The sequence below is a fragment of the Pseudomonas sp. WS 5027 genome, from assembly GCF_012985695.1.
Lineage (GTDB): Bacteria > Pseudomonadota > Gammaproteobacteria > Pseudomonadales > Pseudomonadaceae > Aquipseudomonas > Aquipseudomonas hygromyciniae.
The window spans coordinates 34896-53825 of record NZ_JAAQWU010000013.1 but is presented as its reverse complement, the minus strand read 5'-3'; the positions used below and the strand labels follow the sequence as shown (position 1 = coordinate 53825).

9 protein-coding genes are annotated in these 18930 nt (G+C 56.3%); 5 read left to right on the top strand and 4 right to left on the bottom strand.

Annotated features, from left to right (window positions below):
* The first annotated feature begins 1239 nt into the window (after nucleotides 1-1239).
* A complete protein-coding gene (locus tag HBO09_RS16910) occupies nucleotides 1240-2121 on the top strand; it encodes a site-specific integrase (RefSeq protein ID WP_169996015.1) in 882 nt (293 codons plus the stop codon).
* A gap of 183 nt (nucleotides 2122-2304) precedes the next feature.
* Nucleotides 2305-3447, top strand: coding sequence for a chromosome partitioning protein ParB (locus HBO09_RS16905; protein WP_169996016.1), 1143 nt, complete (start codon nucleotides 2305-2307; stop codon nucleotides 3445-3447).
* A gap of 89 nt (nucleotides 3448-3536) precedes the next feature.
* On the opposite strand, the gene HBO09_RS16900 is transcribed toward HBO09_RS16905, so the two are convergent.
* The 4 genes from HBO09_RS16900 to HBO09_RS16885 are packed head-to-tail and all read right to left on the bottom strand — an operon-like array spanning nucleotide 3537 to nucleotide 16665.
* Nucleotides 3537-14768, bottom strand: a complete 11232-nt coding sequence (locus HBO09_RS16900) for an LPD23 domain-containing protein (RefSeq protein WP_170060925.1) — start codon at nucleotides 14766-14768, stop codon at nucleotides 3537-3539.
* Between the two features lie 18 nt (nucleotides 14769-14786).
* Nucleotides 14787-15617 carry a hypothetical protein gene (locus HBO09_RS16895; RefSeq protein WP_169995614.1) on the bottom strand — a complete coding sequence of 277 codons (831 nt, stop codon included), beginning with the start codon at nucleotides 15615-15617 and terminating at the stop codon, nucleotides 14787-14789.
* A gap of 11 nt (nucleotides 15618-15628) precedes the next feature.
* Nucleotides 15629-15964, bottom strand: a complete 336-nt coding sequence (locus tag HBO09_RS16890; RefSeq protein WP_169995616.1) for a hypothetical protein — start codon at nucleotides 15962-15964, stop codon at nucleotides 15629-15631.
* A gap of 11 nt (nucleotides 15965-15975) precedes the next feature.
* Nucleotides 15976-16665, bottom strand: a complete 690-nt coding sequence (locus HBO09_RS16885; RefSeq protein ID WP_169995619.1) for a hypothetical protein — start codon at nucleotides 16663-16665, stop codon at nucleotides 15976-15978.
* Nucleotides 16666-17077: 412 nt separating this feature from the next.
* On the opposite strand from HBO09_RS16885, the gene HBO09_RS16880 reads away from it, so the two are divergent.
* The 3 genes from HBO09_RS16880 (at nucleotide 17078) to HBO09_RS16870 (ending at nucleotide 18927) form a co-directional block, all read left to right on the top strand.
* On the top strand, nucleotides 17078-17638 hold the full coding sequence (locus HBO09_RS16880) for a hypothetical protein (RefSeq protein WP_169995621.1): 561 nt from the start codon (nucleotides 17078-17080) through the stop codon (nucleotides 17636-17638).
* Nucleotides 17639-18520: 882 nt separating this feature from the next.
* The gene (locus tag HBO09_RS16875; RefSeq protein WP_222933921.1) at nucleotides 18521-18718 is read left to right on the top strand and encodes a hypothetical protein; all 198 of its coding nucleotides are present in this window, start codon (nucleotides 18521-18523) and stop codon (nucleotides 18716-18718) included.
* Between the two features lie 50 nt (nucleotides 18719-18768).
* Nucleotides 18769-18927, top strand: coding sequence for a hypothetical protein (locus HBO09_RS16870; RefSeq protein ID WP_169995626.1), 159 nt, complete (start codon nucleotides 18769-18771; stop codon nucleotides 18925-18927).
* Nucleotides 18928-18930: the final 3 nt, after the last annotated feature.

Sequence of the window (18930 nt, the reverse complement as noted above, 5' to 3'; positions counted from 1 at the left end):
CAATTCGTGATAAAAATTCGCATTTGAAAACGGGACTCCTGTGAATGTCAGCAAAAAACGGGAACGTGGCGATTCACTCTGTATAGGATAGTCCAGGCATGGCCATCACCCCCGGTTTGCGACGACCGACTCCGCTGCTCGCAAAACTCAGATTCCATCAGGTGCGGACGCAGATTTTAGGTGGAAAACGCTGAAGACGAAAAAAACCCAGCCAGGACGATCAGAAAACCATAACCAATTGATTTATATAGATATTTAAATTTTGCGCGCTCCTACGTGAAATCTGAGCAATTGGCAGGGTCAAGGGCCTGCGCTTTTCATGCAGAAGCGCGATATACGGTGGGATTTAGCGGTAGCTGGCCAACACATCAGATAGGCTTGCTCATACAGCGCCCAGGCACTTGAGCCCCTGAATTCAGGGGCTGCAACGCAGTTTGATCAGTGGCATACTCTTCGTTTATATTCTAATACACGTTTACACGTGTAGTTTAGTGGGGGCGTAACTCTATATGACCGAAAGCCAATTCGAAGTTTGCGCACGACTGATCAGATCTAGAATGGGGGCCGTGCACGAAGCAGCTAAACTAATTCTGGTCCTTGATCGGAACGCTGAACAAGCACGACAGCAACTATGCAACCCGACTTTATCGGATCAGCAAATAAGCAATGCAGTTAAGCGTTATGAATTGGCTCACCTTTTAATTTTGACTGCTTATAAAGAATAAGAGTTTTATTCTAAATTTGAATGCAGAACAATAGATGCATATCTTAGTTTGATTGTTAGTGTAATTGCCCTCCTTCGCTGGTCTGTGCATTATTCGAAACACCGTAAAGGCCTTGCAGGTACTGGCGTTGCCGCCAGTGTTATGGGGAAAGGGCACCGCTGCCCTCCTCCAATCTACCCATCTTGTACAGGAGACCTTTATTTGCTGCGCCCTCCCCTCACCCTACCCTACCCTTTCAATTCATACAGTTTAGATAAGGTGTTCCGTGTAGTCCCTAACCGACCTATTTATCTCTTTTGAATTATTAATAATTTGCCTTGTTACTTACTGCATTGTTGCGCTACGCTTTAACAAGATAAAGATGTTGATTGGTTAGTGTTCCAATTAATGTGATTTAAAAGAAATTGCTTTTAGGGTGCTGACAATGAGTAACTTGATAGTTTTACCTCATACGATCTCGACTCTGCCAATGATTCCTGCGGAGACTGGTCATAGGTACACCGTTGAGTTTGCAATGAATGCGTTCCTGGGGGGGCTGGCTGAAAACAGCCAGGCGACGGTCAGACATGGCCTGCGTAAGGCCGCTGATGAAATGGGGTACGAAGATGCCCCGCTCCAGATGGTTCCATGGGATCGCATCGGCGCCCCTGAACTGAAACAGCTCGTGCAGCGCTGGCGCGGGACTGTGTCCAACGCCTCGATCAGGATCTACATCTACTCGGTGCGCGGCGTCGTCAAATCGTGCATGTCTCACAATCTGGTTCACCGCGACCAGTATGAGCCTATGCTCGATGTCCGAGCCCCCAAAGGCACGAATCGAATTGGCCTTGGTCAGTACGTTAAGGAAAAGGATCGCCGTCGGATGCTGCAAAGCTGCGGCGAGGATGAACGCAAAGTGCTTGGGAAGCGCGACAAGGCCATGCTTAGCATCCTCTTTGGATCAGGGGTTCGGCGCTCGGAAGCAACTCGCTTGGAAATTCAAGACCTGAACCTCAATGAGGGGATGTTCCAGGTGGTGGTCAAAGGTGACCACCTTGTTGAGAAGTACCTCGCCGCTTGGGCGATTGAGCCACTGCGCGAGTGGATCGCTGAACTTGCCAGCCTGAATATCAAATCGGGCCCAATCCTTCGGCGCATGAGCAAGGGTGGCAAGCCGCTCTCACCCATGAGCCCAAATGGCTTGTGGCGCGCACTTGGCGAGCGGTGCCTATATGCCGGTGTGCCTGTGATGAAGCCGCACGATGCACGCCGAACACTTGCAACTGATCTGATCAGCGAACACGGCCTTAACATCGCCAAAATTGCTTTGGGGCATGCCAACATCGCGACAACCGCGATCTATGACATGACAGACCAAAATATTATGAAAAATATTTTCGGCAAAAAAACCGGCTAGATCGCGTTTATATTGCTCAGATTCACTGTTTTCGATGCATGTCCCCGCCCCTGGCGGGGATTTTCGTTATTCAGCTGGCAAAGCATAAATAAATATTAAAAACATATATTGACCTTTACCGGGAGAATCGGTAGCATGGGCACCATCTAAGGCAAACCTCACCACGAAGACCGAGGGCTAAAAATGAGCAAGGACAACAGTAAGTCGATTGGCGGCGGAATCAATACCCTGAGCAAGCTGCGCACTTATACTGAAGGCGTCATTTCGCGTGCTGATTCGTTTTGGCCAGCCCCTGAATTGTTGGTTGAGGAGGAAGGTTTCAACAGTCGCGGCGCGTTCGCTGTTGACTACTGGAATCGTCCAGATGTAATCGCCCACATTCGCGGTTTTGCCGAGTCCTACAAAGCAGGTCGGTTCGTACCTCCGATTGTGGTGGTGGTACGCAACGGTGACATCCTGGTGCGTGATGGTGCGCACCGCCGCCGTGGCCTGATGCTAGCAATCTCCGAAGGTGCGGTAATCGAGAAGATTCTTGTTGTCGAGCAGAAAGGCGACGAGGCTGAGCAGGCGAAGCTTGTTCTCACCGCGAACGATGGGCGCCCCCTGTCGCCACTTGAGCGCGCAGTTCAATACGGCAAACTCGCGGCGTGGGGCTGGTCTGTTGCGCGCATCGCCAAAGAGGTCAACAGGACTTCTGAGCACGTGCGCACTACCCTACCACTGTTGGAGCTGCCAATAGCTTTGAAACAGTTGATTGCAGAAGATGTGATTAAAGCAACTTTGGCGATGTCGCTCTATAACGAGCACGGTAATAAAGCTGTGGAACTTGTAAATGAAGCCATAGCTGCACAAGAGTTGGAGCAAGCGCAAGAAACTACTGAGCTTGAGCTGGCGCTTAAAAATATTTCGGCTGGGCTTGATTCGCCCCAGGCTCAAGCACCGCAAAGTCCGGCACCTGTTGCGGAAGATGGTGCGGCGGCGGAGTCAGGTGCAAGCAAGGCACCTATTGAAGAGCCTCGCAAGAACATCAAGATCACTGGTAAACATATCAGCAAATTGGCTGGTGCTGCGCCTAAAATCAGCAAAAAGACTGTGGAATTTGTACACAAGGGCTTTGCGACTCTAGGCCAAAGCATCGATCAGATCAGCCTTCAGGGTGATCACTTTGTCATGAAGTTGACCGCAGATGAAGTCGAGCTGCTGAAGGAAATCAAAGCTCAGCTGGCCGCAGCAACCAAGCCAGAGCCTGATGCGAAAGATCCGGCGCAGGTTGAACTACTTGAGCAAGCTGAAGCAGAAAGTAAGACTGGCGTAACTCTTCAGTAACTTTGCAGAACGCTGTAGAAAAAGATTAAGGGCCCTTATGGGCCCTTTTATTTTTGTGTTTGTTGGTTTGTTTGTTGGTTTGTTTTCCGTCAGCCAAAGTTCATCGTTAAAATCGAACGTGTTGACTCGACCTGCTCAGGTAAGATGGTGAAATCCTGCCTAGGCAGATCGCTGGCCACCGTGCGCCACACCTTCTCGGCGCCGCTACCCCACGCAAGCGTGTTTTCTTGAGAGGTGACCCCGACGAAACCAGCCTTGCTCAGCATGGCTTTTGCCCCTTCGATGCCTTCCTGCCTGCCCGCGATCAACCTGAAGACGGCGGAGCCTGGCAGTGCGTGGGCTGGGTCTAACTGGATGACCGGCGCCAGCGCCTTCAACTGTTGCTCAGTCGGCGGTTGATCCCATGGCAAGAACTGTCTAGGTGTGGACGAGAACATCAGATCTTGATGGAGCGCTCTGGCCTCGGCGAGCTGCAGCTTGTTGTGCACGTCGTTGGCGGCGAGCGGACTGGCAAACTCCCCCTGCTGGGCCTGCCGAGCAGCCAGCAAGTTAATTGCCGATTGGGCAACCTCAAGCGCCCGCTCCTGATTGCTCCATAGGCTCTTGCAGGCCGAGTGCACGCCGCCCTTGAGCAAGACGCCCCCAATATCGTGAATGGCCAGGCTATCGCCATCGAGCGCACCAGGTGATGACTTGCACATGGCCATGGCCACCAGCGGTTCGTGGTTGTACTCAGGCTTGAAGAGCAACACCTCGGTGGTGCTTTGCTGAGCCCCAGTGATGCCCATTGAGGCCAAGAGGTGTGCTGCCTGCTTGCTGCCCCCAAGGTCGTTGGCCAGCTCCTCGTAGCAGGCGCGGCCCGTCAACCGGGCACCGTCGAGCTTCACCACCTTGCCGTCATGATACTCGCGAGCAAACTCTGCTGCGGTGTAGCGGTTGCACGTTTTCAGCTGCGGTATGCCGTTCCATTCCACTTGGTACAGGCCATCAATGCCCAGTGTGGAGAGCGCCTTTTGCACGAGCGCGCTCTGCTGGGACAGCGGCTGGTTCCATTGCAGCAGATCCTCGCTCACCAAACCTTTGAAGGACTTTCCGGAGCTGGACTGCTCCACCGCCCACGCGAGCGCGTTGGAGAGTTTGTCTACCATCTTGCGATGATGGTTCGCCTGCGGGGTGTCTGCTCGCGCTTCCTGCCGCGTCTGATTGATGTCTTGTCGTAGGGTACGGATGTGATCAGCAAAAGTGTCCTCGATCCGCGCCTTTCCAGCCAAAGCCTTGCGGTACAAGGTGAGGAAGTCGCGCAGCTGCCCCGATGTAGCTGGTTTCTCACACAGTGCCGTGATGCTGGCGGCGGTCAGTCGTGTGCCGCTCAAGTGATTGACGTAGAGTCGGTCGGATGCACCCAGATACTGGTCGGCGGCGTTCATTGGCACAACGTGCCCGTGCGGCTTGCCGTGGTTGCTAAGAGTAAACTGTCTGGCCCGCGCTCGATCTCCAGTGAAAGTCAGCGGCGCCGCGCTCTGGATCTGCCCCCAATGCACGGTGCCGGTCAGGTCTGGCGCAACTGCGGTTCCGACGAGTGCCTGCGTCGGAGTGAAAGTCACGTACCGATTTTCCCCATCCCGGTTGCGATAAATCGCACCGTCATAACCGGCCTGCTTGAGCCACTTGTCGTACCTCGGATTTTCGATGATGTCCTGAATGAATACGCGGCCATCACGCAATAACTCGCCAACGATTAGACCCGCTTTCCGGTTGCCGAGCTTATCGTTCAGGTCGGTGATCGAGACATGGGCGCTGTCCGTGACTACAAAGGGCGACCGAATAGCCAGGATCGCTGGCGTAACGCGGCCCTTCTCGTCGGCACTCGCCGCATTCAGGTCGGTGAACGTGCTGAAAGGATGGCCAGCGTTGTCCTGGACAAACACAAGCCGTGGCTCAGCGAACTGATTGATGCAGCTGCTGCCTTCGAACCAGTGATCGAACTGCGTCGATGCTGGCGGTGTAATCGGGGCGCTTGCTGGTGTGGCCATGGGGCGGTTGTGCTCTTGCATGAAAACCTTTGCGTCCTGCTCAAACTCGAAAACACTGCGGATGTTGTGGCTCGAAAAAACCATCCATTCAGGCTCTTGATCCACGGTGCCCTCGCCGCTGTAGCACACGCTGTCGTAACCCTTCGATTGGGCTTCGCGTGCTTGCTGCCTGTCATCGGTGAAGAGGGTGTTCTCACAGCGCAGATAGACCGGCATTACGATAGGAGTCGGCACTGCATCAGTTAGGCCGAGCGAGACGGCCAGATCCTTGATGTCGTCGGGCATGTCGCTGTTGTGGTGATCGGCGAAGAGGTTGTAGTCCTCCTGCAACCATGCGCTCGCACTGCCTTCGACGTGCTGCGACAAGTCCACCAGGTCGTTGAGGTCAAACCCCGCCGATATGCAGGTATCGATCAGCTGCTGCATGTCCTGAGGTGAGTACTTCTCCCAGGTTGGAAACCCCTCCTCGACCAGCCCTTTGAGGAGTCGCGAGGCCAATATCGGCAGAGCTTTGTCGGCGGCTGCAAACAGGTCGTGTTGGCGGAATTGCTGGTTTCGAGCGGCAGTTGCGTATTTGCTGGCTACTGCAGCTGAAGGCGTGAAGTTGAACGCATCCCCCTGATATTTGTTGTTCAAGATCGAGCGGTGTCGCGCCGCATCGAAATTTCGGAACGCGGCTTGGGTGCCGTGATAGAAGACGGTAGGCTTTCCATCTGCGCCGACTGTGGTGGAGTTGCGTAACCACCGCCTCAGGGCGTCGCTGTCGCCTACTGCCTTATCAGGCGATGTTGAAGTCTGACGTGCTGACCAGAACGCGTTAGCACTGTCAGAGGCCTTGGTAGTAGAAGGAGCAAGGCTCAGGCCTGTAACGCGCTCTATCGCGTCATACGCGGCGCTGGCGATGCCTTGGCGGCGGAAGTTCGGGTGAACCATCGCGGCGGCATTGAGGTGCTGACCAGCGTCTGCTGGGCCATAGAGGAAACTGCCGACCACGGTGTCATCAAGCGTAACGGCGAATACCTCTCCGAAACCCTCGCGGCTCGCGGCTACAGATTGCACGCTAAACAGGTTTATCGAATCGCCTACGTGGATAAGCTTGGCGTTGTCGTTCAGCCCGGAGCGCCAGCTGTGAGTTTTGGTAGCCCACTCAAAACCACAGTCAGCGCGACTAAAGGCGGTTGTTTCGGGCCCGGTCGAACTGTCGGCGAAAACTCGAATCTTGCGGGTAACCCTGACCAGACTCGACTCGACATCGATTGTATCGAGCGGAAAGGCGTTGGCGCGTTGTTCGGCGTCCATCCCGAGGCGGTGCGCGGTGTTTCGAGCCTCGACTTCCCCGGCTTCATGGAAGTACAGGTCGTATGGCGACATCAAGTTACGCCGGAACGAAGCCACATTGCTTTCCCAGTTACCTTGTTGGCGCCAAGTGCCAATGCGTTCAATCATCAAAGGTTCGTGCCCGGACAGCTCCGCGAACTTTTCAGGCTCACAGCCAAGGCTCATGGACTGGTCATGGATTTCGACGTAGGCACGCATGTTCGACTTCAGATTTTCGTTGGCACTCAATTCGCCATCGAAGTCGCTGCTGATCGCACCAGGGCCAAAGCCTTCCAGATGCTGTATGGCGTGCTGAGTCTCGTGACTCAGGATTTCTTCCACGGTGGGGCCATCATTTGACAGCGTGTAGGGTGCTGCAACGAACAGCTTGGATTTAGCGAATGACGGGTAGAAGGCAAGCGACCCGTAAGCCGTATCGCCAGGACTTCGCTCAACCGCGACGACTTTGAGGTGAGCCAGCATTGGGTAGGCTGCATACAGCTCAGGGTGATCGTAAAACTGGCCCAGCGGCACGCCGTCGCGACTGTGTATCGATTCATCTACCCAATCCATGTACCGCTCAGGATCGCTGGTGGTGACCTCCGGTTCATTCTTGTCGTAATCGAAGCCCCGGACACGAGCCTTGCTGTCATCTATCTCGAATCGCCACTCGCCGTCGGTGCCGACCATCCAGCCTGTCTGGCGCCAAATGGAATCAGTCGGTTCGTCCTGCTCTGCAAGTTGCTTGGCCTGCTTGAGGCGCGATACGTCGCTGGTGAGCGCGTTGGCGCCAGCGAATGTGAAGCGAATATCCGGATTGGCGGAGAACAGGCCGCTGTTGCCGCTGGCCGACTTGACTTGAGCGGAACTGAAAACCCCGTATGTGAGGTGATCCCGCTCCGTCAGCTTGATGCTATCGAAGCCGCAATGCGAGAAAAGCTGCTCAAGAGCTGCGGCGCCAGCGCCACCAAAAAAGCTTGTCGGGTTTGCCCAAAAATCATGGGCTCTGTAATAGGGCCCGCTTTCTTCCAAGCGGGCTGCTTTGGTGATCGTTTTCACCAGGCTCCCTACAAACATGACATCGATGTGGCGTCCGGATGCCTCAGCCTGCCGCACCAGCTCATCGCGTAGCTGACCGACCTTCAATGATCCTGGGGGAAGCTTGTCGGCATCGAACGGTGCTTTCGCGCTCAGATAGACCGGCATTACCAGCGCACGGTCAGCCTCCAGCACCGGCTGTGAGTACTTGGCCACGTCCTGCCGCATCTCGGCGTATTCATCCGCCAGCATTGAACCTTTGAGAGATTTGCTCACGCCGGGGTGGGTGTTAGCGATCTGAATGTCGGCGGTGGTGCCGGTGATGACTGCCGCAGCTGAGGCCGTGTCGAATTGAGCAAAGAACGTGGCCAGCGCTTCGCGTTTGGACTGTGTACCTTCATCACTCAGCGGCACAAAGCTGGCGTCCAATGCGGTGACTTGCCACGCACCAGGTTGTTTTGCCGATTGCGTCAGCGTACTGAAACCAAAACCCACGGGCAGAACCATTCCCAGGAACTGATCATTGTCTGCCAGATGCTCGATCAGCTGGTCAGTGATCCGCTCACGCTCCTCATACTGCTCGAACTGGTACTCACCGCTTTGGGTGTAGAAATTGGCCAGTGCTTCCATCTGCGCCCTGATGACATTGTCGCTGTAGGCAAAGCGAAGCTTGGCGCTTGGGGCGGGTAAAGCCGAGGCCTGATCATTCTGCGCACGCACGAGGCTTGCCAGGCGCACTTCATCTTCATGCCACAGATAGACTGACTCCTCAGGCGCGTCTTGCGTGGATTGTGGCGACATGGCCACACGCTCGGGCGCAGTCAGGCGCAAGCGTTCCTGAACGTTTCTGGCCTCGACCTCGCCCGCCAGCAGGCGGTAACTGAGCATCCGGCTTTCTGCTCCTTGTAGCGGGCCCTCAAGCTTCAGCAGCCTATCGAACATCGCCAGCCGCTCAGCTTCTATCGGATCGAGAAACCGGTCGTAGGCTGCTTGTAGTGCGACTTTCATGCCATGGTCGTATTCGCCACGGGCACCCTCGCGCATCCGCTCTTCTGCAGGAATCTCAGACAGAACTTGCTCCAGGTACTCGGCATATTCCGTGCTCTGCTCAGCGGCTATTTTGCGCTCGGTGTAGATGGCGTTGAGGTTTTTGAGCACAGTGGTGCTCGGCAGCAAGGTGGTATCACTGCTGCTACCACCATGCGCAAAGTTCTCGATTTCCTGAATGCCGTGCTGAACCTCATGCATCAGCGCAGAGAGCTGTTGATCCGAAAGATTTAGCAGTCCCTCTTCGGGCTCCGCACCAATGGTGATGCTGTTGTCGAGTGGGCGGAACATTCCGTGATCGGGCGGCAGGCCCGGTTCAACCGTCACGCTCATGTAGCGCAGCTCAGGGTACGCGTCGAAGAGCGAACAGTGGTCGATCAGGTCATGCAAGCGGAAGGTCTGCGCTGAGGTGTTCTGACCCCACAGGTTCCAGCTATCGCGGGCCGTCAGCTGGCTGTCGTCTAACTCGAAGCGCCATTTGTCATCGCTGCCTTGAAACCAGCCGGTGTCCTTGCGGACTTGCTCCGCATCCCCGCCCTCTTCGTTTGCTGCCTTGGCGCTGGCCAGCAGCGGGCGTGAAGCGGTATTGGCCCCGGCGCCAGCAAAAGCAAAGCGTACGTCCGCGCTTTCCTTGTCGAACGTCCCGACATTGCCGATGGCAGACTTGATCTGTTCTGGATCGAAAGCGATGTAGCTGTCTGCTAGCTCGCCAGCCATGTTTTCGACTTTGTTGTGGTAGACGATGCCGTCGAACCCATGATCCTTGATCTCGGCGACGATCTCCTCGAAGGTCTCGGCATCGGAGCCCCATGGAAGTTCGCGAGCCACGGTGTCAGGCGTTCCCCAGTCGCCTACGTCTGGGAGGCGCAGTGGGCGCTGGATTGAAAGGTAGAACGCATTGATATGGCTCCCAGTGCCGTACTTGTGCACGAGCACGTTCGCTTCATTGAAGCGGGTCTCAAGTTCCTTACGTTTGGCGAGTTCATCGGGCGTCGGCTGATAAGCGTAGTCGCCGATAATTTCCCAGATCTCTTTACCAAGTCGCTTGGAGTCAGCGAGTATCGTCTCAGGTGATGTATTGGCCGACTTCTCCTCAAGCGACGTGTTGAACGCTCGAAGATCCATGTAGAACATGGATGCGCGCTCGTTCAGTCGAATGTACTCATCGTTGTCGAAGTGCTTTTCAGCCGTATCATCCAGGCGCGTGTTCGCAGCCACTTGATTGCCGAAATGGAAGCCGATGTGGGCGCCGTCCTGCTGCTGGAACACGGTAAAGTCTTGATGACTGCCGTGGTAAACCACCAGCGGAGCGCCATCTGTAGTGACGACTCTGGATCGTACGAACCAGCTTTGAAAGCTCGGGAGGCTGGTTTGCGGAAGCTGGCCGTTGTTCTTGAAGCGAATGTCGGCGCTGTGGCGGTCGAAGGTGCCCGCATTGCCCGTGGCTGATTTGATTTGCGTGGGGTCAAAGACGATGACGTTGATCCCGTCGTATTCGTCGCCCCGTTCACGCTTAATGATGACCGAATCGTAAGGTGATCCCGCAGCAATTGCGTCTTCCAGGCGGGTGAGGATCTGCTCACGGTTCACATCAGCTTCGATTGAAGCCGTGATTTGATCCGTGTGAATGACCAGCGGATTTTCAGCCCTGAGGAAGACGGGCATGATGTTGCCTCCTTCCATGGGGGGCATCCCGAACCGTGCGGTCGGGTTGAAGTCCACCGCCGCGTTGGTCACGCTGTCCGCATACACGCTCGCCTCATCCCGCGAGTCCGTGAAGTGAAACCCGAACGAAAATGGAAAGCGGGAATTGACCGCAGAGCTGTCGAATTCCGTAAAGTCTTTGTTCGTGCCGTGGTACAGCACCAGCGGCGCGCCGCCCGCATCAACCAACCGGGATTGACCGAACCATTCGTTGAACGCCGACTGCTCGATCTGCGGGGTGATGCCAGGCATATCGAAACGGATGTCGGGACTGGCGCGGTCAAAACTACCCGCATTGCTATCCGCTGACTTGATCTGCTCTGGGCGAAAAGCAATGTATTGGTCGTACACGTGCTCTATGCGTTTTCCGTCTTTCAAGCCGTAGTAGTCTTCGAAACCGCGCAGAATCAAGCCGTCATGCCCAGCCATCTCAGCGTTATAGACCTCTCTGTCCACCACTTCCCAGTCAGGCTCTCCGTCGTACAACACGTTCTCGTTGTACCAGGTGCGGTCTAGGATCAGCGGGTTTTCGATGCTCAAATATGCACTGATAACCCGTGGGCCACTGTCTTCTCCTTCTTCTTCTCCTTCGTACACTTTGGCTTCCGCGTACGCACTAGCTGCATGCTCATCATCGGTAAAATAGAAACCGCCGCGTCCAGCTTTGAACTCGTAAAAGCTTCCTGCGGTTCCGTGGTAGACCACCAGCGGCACTCCACCCGAAGAGATTACTTTCGAGTCACCAAACCACTTTTGGAAAGCGGGCAGCGATGTTTGCGGCTCACCAGTGAAGGACTTAAATCGGATGTCGTCGCTGGCGCGGTCGAAGGTGCCAGCGTTGCCTATGGCCGACTTCACCTGATTTGGGTAGAACGCGACAATCTGCGGCAGATCGTTGCCCCAGCCGGAGGCTCCTTTCATGATGTTGTCAGGCATCGACCAGATCATGCCGTCGTACCCTTGCGCCTTAAGTTCCTCGTAGCGCTCAGTGTTTGAGCGGATGCTCTCGATCTCATGCTGGCTCGCTGGCCGGTAGGGGTTCTGGATATTCAGGTAGACCGGCATAACGACATCGCTATTTCGGACGTAGCTGTAGTCCATGCGCGGCGAAAAGTAGCTAGGGCCAGCCTTGAACGCAGTGAAATCGTCACCGGTGCCGTGGTAGACCACCAGCGGCTGGCCCTGCGCGTCTACGATTTTTGAACCGTCGAACCAGTTTGCGAACGCGAGGGTTTCCGTCGGCGGGCGCAGTGGCGCCTCAGAGCGGAATCGTATGTCCGTATTCGATCGATCGTACATGCCGTTGTTCTGGCTTGCGGACTTCAGCTGCGAGGGATCGAAGGCGACCACATAGTCAAAGCCGCCCGTGGCATCCTTGGTGGCAACACCGTCGTAGCCCAGCCCAATCAGGCGCTCTGTAAATCGCTCGGAGGTCTCGTTCGCGTACTGCATGGCCCGAATCTCGGCGAAGGTGCCGATCAGGGGGTTCGTCAGGCTCGCGTGCAGATCAATCAACCTGTCACCGTAGATCTGCGCTTCGCCAGCGTATGGAGTGGTGTACACACCAGCACCTATGGCGCCGTACGGGCTGACCTTGAACGCGTTGAAGCTTGCCGAGGTGCCGTGATAGAGGGTCAGCGGCTTACCGTGGGCATCAACGATTTTGGAGTCAGCGAACCAACTCTCGAACGGGTTGGGCGCAGTGGGCGTTGGCACGGTTGCTGGCACTGGCTCGGGCCGCAACTCAGCGGGCGTTGGCGCGCTGGCCCAGAAAATACCGTTGGCCTGGGAAAAATTCTTGGCGGTGCCGTGGTACATGACAATGGGCGAACCGTCGCTGTGACGGGTTACGCTGCCATCGAACCAGCGCTGGAAAGCTTGGCTGTCGAGCTGGCGATGCTCGGCGGCAACAGCGGAACCCCAGCGAGCGATGACGCTATCCAACTCGTTTTGTTGCACAGGGAAATGGTGCTGGCCCAGGATCTGTATCGCCGCTTCTTTGCTTTCGAACTCCTCTCTCAGCGTGAGGCCCAACCCGGCCTGATAGTGCTCGGCGACCCACTGGCCATGCTCGGCGGCACGGATCAGTGTCAAAACTGAAGATGCAGGATCATGGGTGCCGCTGATTGCAACGAACAAACCGTGGTCATCGAGGCGGCGGCTGGCTCTGGACTGTGTAGCCAGGCGCAGCGTCAACGCGCTCACTTCGTTGGCGATCAGGCGTGTGACATCATCCGGGCTGTTGGTGGCCTCGGCGATAACACCCGCCATCTGTGTGAGGGTTTCGTGCCCGTGGGGCGCCTGCATAGTGCCCAGCGCGTAGAGGTACGCCACTTGCTGCTCAGCTGAAAGCGTTTGCAGAGCCTCAATGCGCTGTTCGACGGACATCTTGTGCATCGCGGCGACAAGCTCGCCATCGAGCTTGGAATCCCACTGATTCAGTGCGGTGGTGCTGTGCTGGTGGTCGGCGACGTAGAAATCGACAGCCTCACGCGCCAGAGTGGCGATGTCGTGTGCCTCAAGCTTGAAATCCTCAAGCTCGCCTTGGCGTTCCAACTCGCGCATCAAGGGGGTGCGGTACAACCAGGTGCGCAGATCCCTGATGCAGCGTTGGCCCAGATCGAAGCCCCCCGCTCCGCCATCTTTGGCTTCGAGGTCGTCGGCGGTCAGCTGGATAAGGTGTGCCAAGTGCTCGCTGTTGAGGTTCGACGGCGCCGTTGTGCTCGGCACCATCATGGAGGCCTGAACCGCGTAGGTATCGCCCTCGGAAAGAAGCTTGTTGAAGCGTTGGACGATCCGCCCGTAGTCGCGCCCGAGCATGGTGTGGAGCGCGGCGTGTTCGCCAACTTCATGCAGGAACACGCTGCACACTGTTTCTGGCGCGGTGTTGGCGCCGATTAGGTAGACAGACTTCTCGTACTCCATGCCAGAGACCCGGTCGCGCCCGCCGTGCAGATCGACCTCATCACGCAAGTTCGGCGGTAGGTCATCGACGGATTCAACCAGGTGCAGCTTGCCAGCCAGTTCGAGTGTCGCGATGGGGCTCACGCCGTAGTAGCTGGAGAGCAGACCGCGCATTGTTTCGATTGAGGACTTCACAACTGGTGGAGCCTCGCCCACACGCAATCGAACTTTGTCGTCGTTGGCGCGCTGGACAGAATTCAGGATCGGGTTGTACGCGCTGCGCCATATCGCGGCCAGCGCTGTGTCACTCAACTCGGCAAAGTCGGAGTCAGCCTCGCGCATGGCCGGAACTATATACTGAAGCACAGTTGATTCATCCAAGTGCTCAACCATGAACAGATCGATCAGCCGGTTCATCCCGCTGGCGCCCTGCAAACTGATGCCGGTTTCGGCGCTGGCGCTATCGAGCCATTGCGATGACGGTGTGTGGCGAAAGCGCCGACGAAGAACGTCGGTAGCGTTGCCCAGATACGCGGCGGTGCCCTGCTCGATGGCCCATAGGTGCTGCGTGTGGCTGGCTGCGTCCGCGTGCGGGGTGTCGACGTGCGCAGTGAAGGCTGGCGCCTCGCACGGGGTGGCGCGCAGCAGCTGCTCGTAGGCATTCCATTGAGCGGTAGTCCACTCACTGTTGGGCGTCCACAACTCATCGAGCGTCGGCGCCGAGGACAACATGGTGCGGCCATTCGACGTGGCCACGAGCAAGAGCTTGTAGCCGGACAGCTCGTTACCTGTGATACGAGCGACGGTGTCCGGCCCCTGCAGGTAGGTAGGTCGAAACGGCGTTGGCGCCAGGGGGTGGTCGGCTTGAATTGGCAACTCCGCACAGGCATCCCGCGTCCACTTTGCCAGCTCGGCGTTGCCGGTTGAGCGGCTTCGCACAAGCAGCCAGCGCGCCATGCGGCCTCGATGTTCAACGGGTTGCGCCTCGATCAACTGAGCGACGGTATCTGGGGTAACCAGCTTGGCCAACTGATCCGGGTGCTGGCTCTGTAGTGCAGGAAAGATGCGCTGGAGCGCGGGCAGCACGCTGAAGCTCGCAGCCACCGTCGAGTCGGACACCGTCCAACCGAAAGTCGCCAGCCCCTGTATTGCCTCGACATCAGCTGCGAGCGCAATACGGGTTTGGGTGTGCGGGTGCTGAAAGACGGTCTCACCGTTGCGGGTGTAGCCGTTGGTGGTTGTAACAAAACTGGCGAGCAGGGATTGAAGACCGGGCATGCCGCGTCACTCCGTTGATTACCCCATGCGAGGGCTACGAAAAAAGTCAGGACTCGGCTCAGGCTCAATCGCTGGCGCGTTAACCGATGCTTCGGTTTCCGACGGCTGGGGCTTGGGCGTCTGATCAGGTAAGTCCGCTAAAGGTTTGGTTTCCATGCCCAGGCTCATGCGCATGACGTTGTCCTGCTCGTGGGCATCACCCAGGGCGTCTCTGACTTGCTTGAGAATGTTGACGGCGCGATCAGGGTTGATCCCGTCCACGTCGAGGGCAAGCAACTCACTCGTGATCCGATCCAGAACCTGATGAGCATTCATCAGTTGCGGTTTAATGCTGTGGTGAAACACCGTCATGAACTCCGCCGCCGCCAAAGTCTGGTGGGCCTCGTTATGAGTGACGATGATCGGATTGGTGATGCCACGGTGCTTAGCGTGCTGATACGCCTCAAGCATGTGCCTGCTGTCTGCATACTCTTCACGATCACCGACCCACTCCAAGGCATCGCTGACGGGGCCCTTGTTCGAGTTGCCGTTGATGATCAGGCCGACTCGTACCAGATCCCAGTTCTGTGCGTCCACGCCTTGCGCTTCAGCCTCGACCCGAGCTAGCGCGGTGGCGCCATGGGGCGCGTCCACGCGGATTGGCAACAGCAGGTTCTCGTTGATGAAGCGCTTATCCACGGCGAAGGTCAAAAACTGGTGGATCTCTGTCGAGTCGTGGAACAGGTACGCGGGGGCGTCAGCTTTGATGTCCGGATCGGAAGACCAGCGCAGCTCGGTTTTAGCAGAGGCATCGCTGATCACGACTGGGATACCGAGGCCTTGGACTTGCAGGACAATTGGCTGACGCATTGAGAGAGTTCCTATGAATTTGCAGTGAGTTCAGGCACCACGCAGGGCGGTGTGCCCGCGTAGTGCACGAATGAACAGAGATTGACGAGCAGTTTATCGACCGCTTCCTGTTGGCCGAAGTTGGACTCGCTTTCGAGGATTAGCAGGCGGTGGAACGGGTAGCGCTGCTCTTCGGAGTAGAACGAGTGCATACCGTTGATCGTGACGCTAGTACCGTTGACCACACGGAATTCTTTGAGCAGTTTTTGCAGCTCTTCTTCGCCCACAAACACGGGCTTGATCAGCTGCTGGAAATCGGCCCGTTCGCTGTACTTGGCACTGACTTCCACCAGGTAACTCATTTTCATGCCATCGCTCCTTACGCTTCCAGGGCCATCGACGGGGTCATCGAATTCGGCGCCAGCGTTGGCACCGTGGCCTTGGTTTGGGAGGCCAAATCGCGAGCCAGCTCGTTGGTGGCCACCAAACGCGCCAGTTCCACCAGGAAAAGCGGCGTTGAGCGCTCATCGATCCAGCGGACGGCGTTGAAGAAGCCTTCGAGCGCATGCGGATGAATGTCTAGCGCATCGAGCAGGTGCTCGCACCCGGTTTTCTCGGCGAGGTTGATGACCGTTTGAAGTGCCAGGCGGTTGCGGCTGGTGCCGATGTCGAGGCCCAAGCGAGTCAGCTCCGACATGGACACCGCAATGTTGTCGCCCATGACTGCGCGCAGCACGTTGGTAACTGAAAGCGTGGCGATCTTGATCAGCGGTGTGTTGGGCGACAGCGCCAGCATGCTGGAGCGATGAGCCACCAACTGTGCAATCTGGCGCTGGCTCACCGCGCACTCTGGATGCCACGCCGCTTCAGCGCTGTGCGTCAGCCAGGCGCAGTAACCATTGATGGCTGCTTTGGTGCCGATGGATTCAGGATTGAGGGGTTCCCAGCGCAAGCCGTGGTGACCTTCCGGCACTGCACGAAACGCACTGTAGCCGTCGCCCGCGTTACGGGTGACGCAGACTTGCCCCATGCGCAGCGGGCGAAGTTCGTACTCTTTGAAATCAGACACAGATGACTCCTAAAATTAGACCATCCTCCCAGGTGACCCTCCTCACTCAGGACCGCCCCGCCCCCTTCGGGGGCTGACTGGACTCCGCGCACCCCTTGAGTGGCACGTCCTCCCGTCACACCGCTGCTTTTCCCCTTCCCCGCCGCAGGCGGCCTTTGGACGCCCTGTAACTTTCACTGGGGTGCTGGAGCCAAACCATTTGGCTGTACCAGCGGGTAGCTGCGCGTGGCTGCTTCATCGTTAACGCTTTGAAGCTTTTAAAGCGTTGACTTAAAAGCGTTTTATTGCGGTGACGCTGTGTGGCTTTCGCGTTTGCGCTGATACGGGACAGCCTTTGTACAGCGGTAGCGCCTTAAGCATGCATCGTCTTATGATATTGTACATTGTAAATATCTGCTAACCGGAATGTGTCATGGCCAGCGAAATGGATAGCGTTAACGAAAAAGCATCAAGCGCTCCCTTTAACAGCGAGCGTTTGCGCGACATTGTGTTGGATCACGTCCTGGACAACATGTCGATCTTCATTGGTGACGGCCCAGGTGCTGGTGAGAAACTGCTGCAGATGATGGATTCGTTGACTGCTATGTCTGAAAAGGTAGCGCGTGAAGCGATGGCCAACCGTGTACGCTTTGACGCGTTGCCGACCTTCAATAGCAAGATTCATCCAGATCCTAAGCATGACTTACTGGATGATCGACTCTATGAGACTCGTTTCAGAGTTCTGGAACAGATCGGCAACGATCATCCTTTCAAGGATGACGTACTGACAAAAGCGCAGGCAGTAGAAACCTACGGCAATGACTTCGTTGAGCAATACTGGGGCGGTATGGGTGAGCGTTGCCCTAACAGTGTGACAACGAATAACCGCACGTTGTGGTTTTCCGTCGTGCGTTATCCGGTTGCTGGTCAAGCGATTACGCAGAACAGAGAAGCCGAGGATTCACCGCGTTACCGTGCTCCTTCTTTGGGTTAACTTAGTGAGCGTTAGCGAATGCTTCTACGTCAACGCTCCTTCTGGGTCACCTACCTACCAGGTCAACTCACATTCCAGTTGACGCATTTGTTTCGAGTCAGCGCTTTTAAGTTGACCCATGTAGGTCTTTAGCGAAAGCGCAGTGAAGCTACTAGCGTTGACGTTTAAAAGCTTCATAGCGGGAACTCAAGTAGCACGCGCCCCGCCCCAGTCCAAACCATCCAGTCTCACTTGAGAGTGCTCCCCTTCGGGGTTGCGCCTAGCAGCGCAATGCGCTTGTGCGGGCGAGCCCGCAGGGAAAAGCTTATCCGGTGGGATAGTCTCTGCAGGAGTTGTTGCGGCGGGAGGCCGCTGCGCGGTGGTGCGGGTTTGACCAGGTAAAAAGTCATCGCCCTGAAGGGGCGGCATTCCTCAGTTTGGATGGTGCGTGCAGCTGCGGTTTGTGGTTGTGCGCGGTGGGTCGGATAGTACAGGTAGCCCCCGCAGGGGGCGGGACAGCTGTTCAATTCGTTCCTCCACTTGGGAGGATGGACTATTTTACATGCTGGCCGTGACCCTACGGGGGGGGAAGTGTTCATTGGTGGCCAGGTGGTTATTTGTGGTTAAGGTCGCTCGGGCTGAACCTCGACATTACAAGCTTCTTATGGCGTGCATCTGTGCGTGCTGCGGCGCTCAGTAAGCATTGGGCGGCTTGCGATGCTTGGACGTAACGCGGCGTCGACTTGAGCCAGCCTTGGTGGTGTCTTGACGTTTTCCGCCAGGTAGATATGTGTGCCGATGAGTTAAACGATATTTATCTTAAAAGGTAAAAGATAATGCTTGATCGACTTACCATATAAGGTAAAATACTGTCATTGAAACCAATCACTGAGGATGCCATCTATGAACCTTGAGCTGAGAGCCAGCATTGCAACATTGGCTGCACTGGAAGCCTTAAGCCTGATGGCAAAGAAAGCAGGCGTTGAACCAAATGTCATCATGGATGCCATCGTCGCCGATCCGGAGGGCAGAACCGCCCGTTACTTCAGTGACCTGGTGCTGATTGCTATGCGCGAAGTGCCAAAGCTGCTCGCAGCCTGATCAACTTGCTCGGTTCGCCGGGCCTTTTAACCAGTTCAAGGATTCCTCTCATGCGTACTTTCAACGGCACCATTAAAACCGACGTAGAGGGCTCCGAAGTCGAATTCGAATTCGAGGTGCCAGACGACGCAACCCAGGAACAAATCGAAGCAGAGGCGAAGCAAGCTGCGTTCGATTTTGTTCAGTGGCATTTTGCAGAAGTTAAATAGGAA

Bases quoted from the DNA above. Each gene is read 5' to 3' on its own strand.
- HBO09_RS16910 (WP_169996015.1), top strand. From the start codon at position 1,240: ATGAATGCGTTCCTGGGGGGGCTGGCTGAAAACAGCCAGGCGACGGTC.
- HBO09_RS16905 (WP_169996016.1), top strand. From the start codon at position 2,305: ATGAGCAAGGACAACAGTAAGTCGATTGGCGGCGGAATCAATACCCTG.
- HBO09_RS16900 (WP_170060925.1), bottom strand. From the start codon at position 14,768: ATGCCCGGTCTTCAATCCCTGCTCGCCAGTTTTGTTACAACCACCAAC.
- HBO09_RS16895 (WP_169995614.1), bottom strand. From the start codon at position 15,617: ATGCGTCAGCCAATTGTCCTGCAAGTCCAAGGCCTCGGTATCCCAGTC.
- HBO09_RS16890 (WP_169995616.1), bottom strand. From the start codon at position 15,964: ATGAAAATGAGTTACCTGGTGGAAGTCAGTGCCAAGTACAGCGAACGG.
- HBO09_RS16880 (WP_169995621.1), top strand. From the start codon at position 17,078: ATGGCCAGCGAAATGGATAGCGTTAACGAAAAAGCATCAAGCGCTCCC.
- HBO09_RS16875 (WP_222933921.1), top strand. From the start codon at position 18,521: ATGAACCTTGAGCTGAGAGCCAGCATTGCAACATTGGCTGCACTGGAA.
- HBO09_RS16870 (WP_169995626.1), top strand. From the start codon at position 18,769: ATGCGTACTTTCAACGGCACCATTAAAACCGACGTAGAGGGCTCCGAA.